General features: G+C 39.3%; 3 protein-coding genes. 2 read left to right on the top strand and 1 reads right to left on the bottom strand.

Features of this window, described 5'->3' with window-relative positions; genetic code table 11:
* Positions 1 to 434 precede the first annotated feature (434 nt).
* Positions 435 to 2,471: a beta-glucuronidase LacZ4 gene (gene lacZ4, locus NBH15_RS08120; RefSeq protein ID WP_250822422.1), complete on the top strand. Its 2,037-nt coding sequence runs from the start codon at positions 435 to 437 to the stop codon at positions 2,469 to 2,471.
* Between the two features lie 140 nt (positions 2,472 to 2,611).
* Here lacZ4 and NBH15_RS08115 read toward each other — a convergent pair whose 3' ends face one another.
* Positions 2,612 to 3,907: an ATP-binding protein gene (locus NBH15_RS08115; protein WP_250822421.1), complete on the bottom strand. Its 1,296-nt coding sequence runs from the start codon at positions 3,905 to 3,907 to the stop codon at positions 2,612 to 2,614.
* Between the two features lie 911 nt (positions 3,908 to 4,818).
* Here NBH15_RS08115 and NBH15_RS08110 point away from each other — a divergent pair.
* Entirely contained in the window at positions 4,819 to 8,169 is a 3,351-nt protein-coding gene (locus NBH15_RS08110; RefSeq protein WP_186959762.1) for a SusC/RagA family TonB-linked outer membrane protein, read from the top strand.
* The last annotated feature ends 6 nt before the right edge of the window (positions 8,170 to 8,175 follow it).

Genomic DNA, 8,175 nt, shown 5'->3' with positions numbered 1-8,175 from the left:
CGGACAAGTAACGTTTAGTTATCTCTAATTTTAATTCATGGCTGTAACGGATACAACCTACATGTTTCGATTCTGACATAAGTTTACTTTGGTATTTTGTCAACTTATTTCAGGACAGGACAACGGCAACTAACCAATGGTTGATAACCATCAACCGAACGGTTCATAATTATCGGCCGATTGGCTCATAATTATCGACCAAGCGGCTTACAATTATCGGCCGCTAAATAGATAGGGTGAAAAATCTTCTAACATACTATAGATGAGTAATGAAGAACGGTATGAAGATTCGATGTAAAGCTAATGAATTTTTTACTGTCCGCTATTCATAAAAAGGTATATTTGGACAAAAAAGTACCTTTTCTTAGACAAAAAGTGTCTTTCCTATTGAAAGGATCGTTTTATCTTTGTTACCGGAATCAGAAATAAAGAACATGAAACACATTATTATTGGTTTGTTGCTGGTACTTTGCAGCACATTTACTTATGCATCCCGTAAGGAGATACTTTTGAATAACGACTGGATGTTCCGTTTCTCGCATCAGGTGCAGAAGAAGAGTGAACAAAGAGTCAATCTGCCTCATACATGGAATAGCGGTGACGCCTTATCCGGTAAACAGGATTATTATCGTGGAATGGGTAACTATGAAAAAACACTTTTCGTGAAACCCGAGTGGAAAGGAAAGCGTTTATTCCTGCGTTTTGAAGGCGTTAATACAATCGCGACGGTTTTTGTTAATTCAGTTTGCCTGGGTGAACATCGGGGTGGCTACGGTGCGTTTGTTTTTGAAATAACAGATAAGGTGCAGTATGGTGCCGAGAATAAAATATTGGTAAAGGTGAATAATGCCTTGCAACTGGATATAATGCCGTTGGTCGGTGATTTCAATTTCTATGGCGGTATTTATCGTGATGTAAACCTGATCATTACCGATCCGGTGAATATTTCACTGACCGATTATGCTTCTCCCGGAGTTTATCTGATACAAAATAATGTGACGAAAGAACAGGCGGATGTGAAAGCTAAAGTGTTGGTTTCAAATAGTTCGTCCACGGCAAAACCGGTACAGGTGAATGTGAAAATCTGGGATGGAAACAAGATTGTGCAGCAGCAGGATATAAATCTGACTGTGGATGCAAATCAGATACATACCGCAGGACTGGAATTTTCCATTAAAAATCCTCATTTGTGGAATGGGCGGAAAGATCCGTTTATGTATCGTACGGAAGTGACATTGCTGGCTGACGGACAGGAAATAGATAAGATAACTCAGCCGCTGGGCTTGCGCTTTTATCATGTGGATGCAGAAAAAGGTTTCTTCCTGAACGGGGAACATCTGAAACTGCATGGTGTGTGCCGCCATCAGGACCGTGCCGAACGTGGAAATGCATTGTATAAAGAGCACCATGAAGAAGATGCTGCCATTATTGCCGAGATGGGAACGAATGCGATCCGTTTGGCTCATTATCCGCAGGCTACTTATTTTTATGATCTGATGGATAGATATGGTATCGTTGCCTGGGCGGAAATTCCTTTCATTGGTCCGGGTGGTTATCAGGACAGGGGATTCAACGACCTGCCTTCTTTCCGCGAAAATGGTAAAGAACAGTTGAAAGAACTGATTCGTCAGCACTACAATCACCCGTCCATTTGTTTTTGGGGATTGTTCAACGAACTGAAAACACATGGTGATAATCCGATTGAATATATCAAGGAGTTGAATGAACTGGCTCATAAGGAAGATCCGACGCGTCCGACAACGGCTGCCAGCTTCCTGTCGTACGATAGCGATATCAGTAAAATAACCGATGTGATTGCCTGGAACCAGTATTTCGGCTGGTATGGCGGTTCTCCTTCGGATATGGGAAAATGGCTGGACGCCAATCATAAGGCGCATCCGGATTATAAAATCGGTATCAGTGAATATGGTGCCGGGGCAAGTATCTATCATCAGCAGGACTCTATTAAACCAGGTGTTGCTTCAGGCTGGTGGCATCCGGAAAACTTCCAGACTTTCTATCATATGGGTAACTGGGAGGCTATTGCAGAACGTCCGTTTGTGTGGGGATCATTTATCTGGAACCTGTTTGACTTTGGTGCCGCTCACCGTACGGAAGGCGATCGTCCGGGAATCAATGATAAAGGTCTGGTTACTTTCGACCGTAAAGTGAAGAAGGATGCTTTCTATTATTATAAGGCGAATTGGAATAAGGATGACAAATTTGTTTATATCGCTAACCGCCGCCATCGCGACCGTGATACGAAAGTGACCGATATAATGGTATTTTCTAATCTTCCCCAGGTTGAATTGTTCGTAAACGGAAAAAGTATAGGTGTACAGGGAGCGGATAATTATGCCACCTTTGTTTGGAATGGTGTAAACCTGAAAGACGGGGAAAATACAATTGAAGTGCGTGGCATACAGAAGAAAAACAATATAACTGATACAGTAAACTGGACTTGTAAGTAAACATAATAGATGGTTTTTTTCTACTGAATTGTAGTTCTTGCAAAAAGAATGGTAATTTAATAAAGGTTATTGGGAATTATTTAGTAGAAAATTCTTTATGGGATAAGGTGTTAGTGATTAATGCCTTATCCCTTTTTGTATTATTTCCTGACAGTACCAATTGCATATAATGGCAAATTCTCCATCCATGATTCGGTGTGAAATGTTTTGAGTGATGTTCTATAAGCTTTTGAAGGTTGATATTTTTCGCAGAAAAGTCGAAAACTCTTTGCTTTAATATTTGTTTCTGCTTTTACTTCAATAGGAAAGATTAATCCTTGCTGTTGAACGATGAAGTCTACTTCTGCTGTACTGCGCTCATTTGTCCAGTAACCGATATAAATGTCTTCTGCAACACGTAGTTCTTGCATTACATATTGTTCTGTTTGTGCTCCTTTGAATTCTGTAAATATCCTGTTTCCTTCGATGACTGTGCGGATATCTAATTGTGACATCGCTGAAAGTAAGCCTACATCTAATAAAAAGAGTTTGAATACGGCTAGATCCTGATAGGCAATTAGAGGCATATCCGGTTTGCTGACGCGATGTGTTTTTAAAAGTAATCCATAATCCACAAGCCATTGGATAGCTAATTCAAAATCTTTAGCCCTGGCTCCCTCTCGTATCATTCCGTAAATGAATTTCTTATTTTCTTTACTTAATTGCGAGGGGATACTTTGCCAAACCATTTGAATTCTAGGAATAATCTCATACGGAGCATGTTTCGAAAAGTCTGCTTCGTATGAGTTTAGAATATCCCGTTGCACTTTTCGTACAGATGATATGTCTTTAGTCTGTATATAGGTATTGACGACTTCCGGCATTCCTCCTACATATAAATAGATACGTAGGTATTCTATTAGCTTTTCATGGAATATAGTGACAGTATCCCATTCTGATTTTAAGATGGATTCAATTAAAAGAGATTCTCCGTTAGCTTTCAGAAATTCAAAAAAGGACAGAGGTCTCAAATCCATGAAATTTACTTTGCCGACAGGGAAAGAGTGATTGGAGTGCAGTCCCATACCTAATAATGAACCTGCTGCGATTATTTGATATTGAGGAGCGTTTTCACAAAAATATTTTAAAGCTGTTAGTCCTCTTTCTATACTCTGAATTTCATCAAAGATGATTAATGTATTTTCGGGGATGATTTGAGTTTGGCTATATATTTGCAATGTTCGTATAATTCTTTCTATATCAAAATCGTTTTGAAAAAGAGCCTGCAATTGAGTTGCTTCTTCAAAATTGATATAGATTAATTTGTCATAATATCGATTTCCGAATTCTTTTAACAACCAGGTTTTCCCTACTTGCCTGGCACCTCTTACTATTAAAGGCTTTCTGGCAGGATTGTTTTTCCAGGCTATTAACTCATTTATTTTATCTCTTTCCATATTTAGGATTATTACGAATAGACGAAAGTATATATTTAAAGAGAATATACCAATGTTTTATACCTAAATATTGATAAAAATGTTGTATTGTTACATTTATTGCTTGATAAAAGTGTTGTTTGGATACATTTATTACTTGATAAAAGTGTATTTGCCATATCAGCGGAGTTCAGAGATGAAACTTAATTAATGGGTTATTTATTGTAGACAAGTCAGAATACGATGTTTTTTTCTACTGAATTGTAGTTCTTGCAAAAAGAATGGTAATTTAATAAAGGTTATTGGGAGCTATTTAGTAGGAAAGTCTTTATGGGATAATGGGTTAGTGATTAATGCCTTATCCCTTTTTATTTTTGTGAATATAGTTCTGTGTGGACTATGTCTTTCATATTTAACTAAACAGAACGGGACAAAAGTAGCAGATTGTATAAAATATAAACATACATTTTTGTCTAATAGATATGTATAAATTGTCCATAGCTGAAAAATTAACAGATATATAATAAGTTGTATATAAGCCAAGTATATTTTTACCGATTGTTTCAGTTAGTAAGATATCTCTATATTCAGCCGAATTAAAAAGGGTAGAAATACAAGATAAAAAAAGATTGTAATTATTCTATTGGTGATTATCATCGTTAATACTATGCTGAAAATTTCTCCTGTCATTCTCCTATGATAATCACTGCTCTCCAATTGAAAAATAGAATCTGTCAAAACTACTATCTACGTTGTGAAAACTAATATTTGACTCTAAAAAAACAACGATTCTTGAAAAATAGTAGTCCATAGTCCACACAGGACTATTTCATTTGGTAGAAACGAACAAAACTAAAATTACTGCACATTTAAGTCGACAAGATTTAGTGTGCGCAAACAAAATCAATTTATTAACTAAATCTGGTGTTATTATGACGAAGGATTTTAATCGTTATTATTTTTCAAGACAGATGTTTATAGGAGCTACGATGTTCCTTGCATCTGTGGGAGTTGCTTCGGCCAGTCCGACAGCTCTGGGAATGAATGTTCCAGAATCAGATGTTTTCATGGCTTCTCCACAGCAAGCACAGAAAACGGTGAGTGGAGTAGTAGAAGATCAATTTGGTCCGGTTGCCGGAGCAAATGTAGTTGAGAAGGGAACCACGAACGGAACCATTACTGACATGGATGGTAAATTTACGTTGAATGTTTCTCCTAATGCAGTTCTGGTTGTTTCTTTTATTGGTTATACGGAACAGCAAATCACAGTAGGTAACCAAACATCCTTCAAAATCCAGATGAAGGAAGACTCCCAGGCATTGGATGAGGTAGTGGTTGTTGGTTACGGTACGCAGAAGAAAGTGAATTTAACAGGTTCAGTTTCTTCCGTAGATTTTACAGAACAAGCAGCTAGCCGTCCTATTACAAACGTATCATCAGCCCTGGGAGGTCTGTCTGCCGGTTTGCAGGTTATGCAAAGCAAAGGTAATCCGACCGACGACGGTGCTACGATCCGTGTTCGTGGTACAGGTACATTGAACAATGCCAGTCCGTTGGTTTTGGTCGATGGAATGGAAGCCTCGATGGACGCTGTCAATCCGCAGGATATTGAGACGATTTCCGTATTGAAAGATGCTGCATCGGCTGCTATTTACGGTTCACGTGCTGCCAATGGTGTAATTTTGATCACAACGAAAAAAGGTAACCGTGAAAAGATCCGTGTAACTTATTCGGGTACTTTCTCTATGGCTCAGCCATCTAACCTGCTCGATTTTGTAACGGATTATCCTACGCATATGCGTTTGATCAATGAAGCCAAATTCAATGAGGGTTACAATGATGTATTTTCAGCAGCAACAATCGAAGCCTGGGAAGCTGCCAATGCAGATCCGAATGGCGTAAATGCAAACGGTGTCCCTAACTGGCTGGCTTATCCGAATACGGACTGGAACAAAGAAATGTATAAAAATAATCTGGTTCAGGACCATGTCGTGTCCGTGAACGGAGGAAGTGAAAAGGTTACATTTTTACTGTCTGCCGGTTATATGGATAACCCAGGTTTGGTGGAAAACACCGGTTTGAAACGTTACACATTGCGTGCCAACGTAGAAGCGAATGTAAACAAATGGTTGACCTTGGGAACCCGTACATATGCTATTATGAACGATAAGGATCAGGGTAATTACGCTGATACCGGTATGTTGAACTTTATCCGCCAGACTACCCCGGGTTTGATTGGCATGTATGATGGAAAAATGGGATATAAGGAAGCAGCCGAAGAAAGTTCTACCGCTAATAATATTTGGGCATATCTGAAACAGACCGACGGACAGAACCGTTCTTCCCGTTTTAATACAACGATGTATAGTAAGATCAAGTTTATGGAAGGTCTGAGCTGGGATTTCAACTTTAATTACGGACGTCGTTTTGACGAATATAACTCACATACAGTTCCGTTGGCCCGCTATACCTTCAGTAATGGTGAGATTGCTTCTACAGCAACGACTCCGGACCAGATGACGACAACCTGGAAGTCATATGCAGAAGAAACATATACGCTTGAAAATATCCTGCGTTATGACAAGAGCTTCAAAGGTGGTCACGATTTGAATGTAATGGTTGGTTACAACGAATATTTCTATAAACAATACGAGCATAAGCAACAGAAAAAAGGTTTGATAGACCCGAGTATCAGTGTTCCCGATGCAGCCACAGAAATGCAGACCAGTACCGGTACGGCGAAAGACGAAGCACTTCGTTCTGTATTCGGCCGTTTGAATTATGCTTATCTGTCTAAATATCTGTTTGAGGCTAACTTTCGTTATGACGGTTCTTCCCGTTTCAATTCAGATTCGCGTTGGGGTATCTTCCCGTCATTCTCTGCTGCTTGGCGTCTGTCTGAAGAGGAATTTATGAAGAATATCGGCTGGTTATCTAACCTGAAAATCCGTGCTTCCTGGGGACAAATAGGTAACAACCGCATTACAGATAAGGATGGTTACCAAGACTATTACGGTTATCAGGCTACTTATAAGACTTATAATTATTCTTTTGGAGGGGCTCAGGCTGCTGCTTTGGCACAGAACAGGATCGGTAACTCGCGTCTGGAATGGGAAAGCACGACTGTTACGAACTTTGGTGTGGATGCCGGTTTTCTCAATAATCGTTTGACAGCTGAGTTGGACGTATATAATAAGGTAACGGATGGTATCCTGACAACTCCGAACCTTCACTTGACAATGGGTATTAAGACTCCTCCGACCATGAATACGGCCGAGGTTACGAACCGCGGTTTTGAATTGACTGTAGGCTGGAAAGACCATGTAGGTGATTTCAATTATGCTGTTTCTACCAATTTCTCTTACAATCATAATGAGGTAACAAAATACCTGGGTAAGTATGAAGCCGGTTGGGTAGAGAAAGACGGTAAGAAAGTATGGCAATCGAATATCGGTGATGTATCTGTGGATAAAGATAAGGGACGTATCGTAGAAGGACATCCGATCAAAGAATATTATACATTGAATACTTATTCCGGTAATGGAACCCATTTTAACAGCGATGGTTCCGTAAATATAAATGGTGGTCCGAAAGATGGTATGATCCGTACGGAAGGTGATATGAAATGGTTGAATGCCATGATAGATGCCGGTTACAAATTTATGCCAAACCAGAGTGTCGGTCGGAATAATATCTATTACGGTGATTTGATTTATGCGGATTTGAATGGCGACGGTATTTACGGTAGTTCTTATGATTATGATTTTCAGGGATCTTCAGCTATGCCTAAGTTCGGTTATGGTATCAATATCAGTGCCAGTTGGAAAAACTTCGATTTAAGTATGTTGTGGGCTGGTAACGGTGGTTTCAAACTGTATTGGGAAGAAGACCCGTATAATAGTGTAGCAATCAGAAATGGTTTTGCTACATCTGAGCGGGTTGCGAATGATCATTACTTCTACGATCCTGAAAATCCAACTGATTCGAGAACTAATCTGAATGGTTATATTCCCCGTTTGGTAGAAAACTCGAAACAGAGCCGTCAAACCAGCAATTATTATTTGTACAACGGTACTTATATGAAATTGAAGAATCTGACAATCGGCTATACATTGCCTGTAACTCTGACAGAAAAAATTTCTGCAGAAAGGGTTCGTGTATATCTGTCTGGTGAAAACTTGTTTACCATAACATCATTCCCCGGTCAGGATCCTGAAATGGGGGCAACTACAAACTATCCGTCTTTACGCCAGTTTGCTGCGGGTATTAGTGTTACATTCTAAAAAAGA

Origin of the sequence: Parabacteroides caeci (genome assembly GCF_023656795.1) — a bacterium.
Classification (GTDB): Bacteria; Bacteroidota; Bacteroidia; order Bacteroidales; family Tannerellaceae; genus Parabacteroides; species Parabacteroides segnis.
This window is presented reverse-complemented; position numbering and strand designations above follow the sequence as displayed.

Excerpts from the sequence above, each read along its gene's own strand:
- lacZ4 (WP_250822422.1), top strand. The coding sequence starts at position 435 with ATGAAACACATTATTATTGGTTTGTTGCTGGTACTTTGCAGCACATTT.
- NBH15_RS08115 (WP_250822421.1), bottom strand. The coding sequence starts at position 3,907 with ATGGAAAGAGATAAAATAAATGAGTTAATAGCCTGGAAAAACAATCCT.
- NBH15_RS08110 (WP_186959762.1), top strand. The coding sequence starts at position 4,819 with ATGACGAAGGATTTTAATCGTTATTATTTTTCAAGACAGATGTTTATA.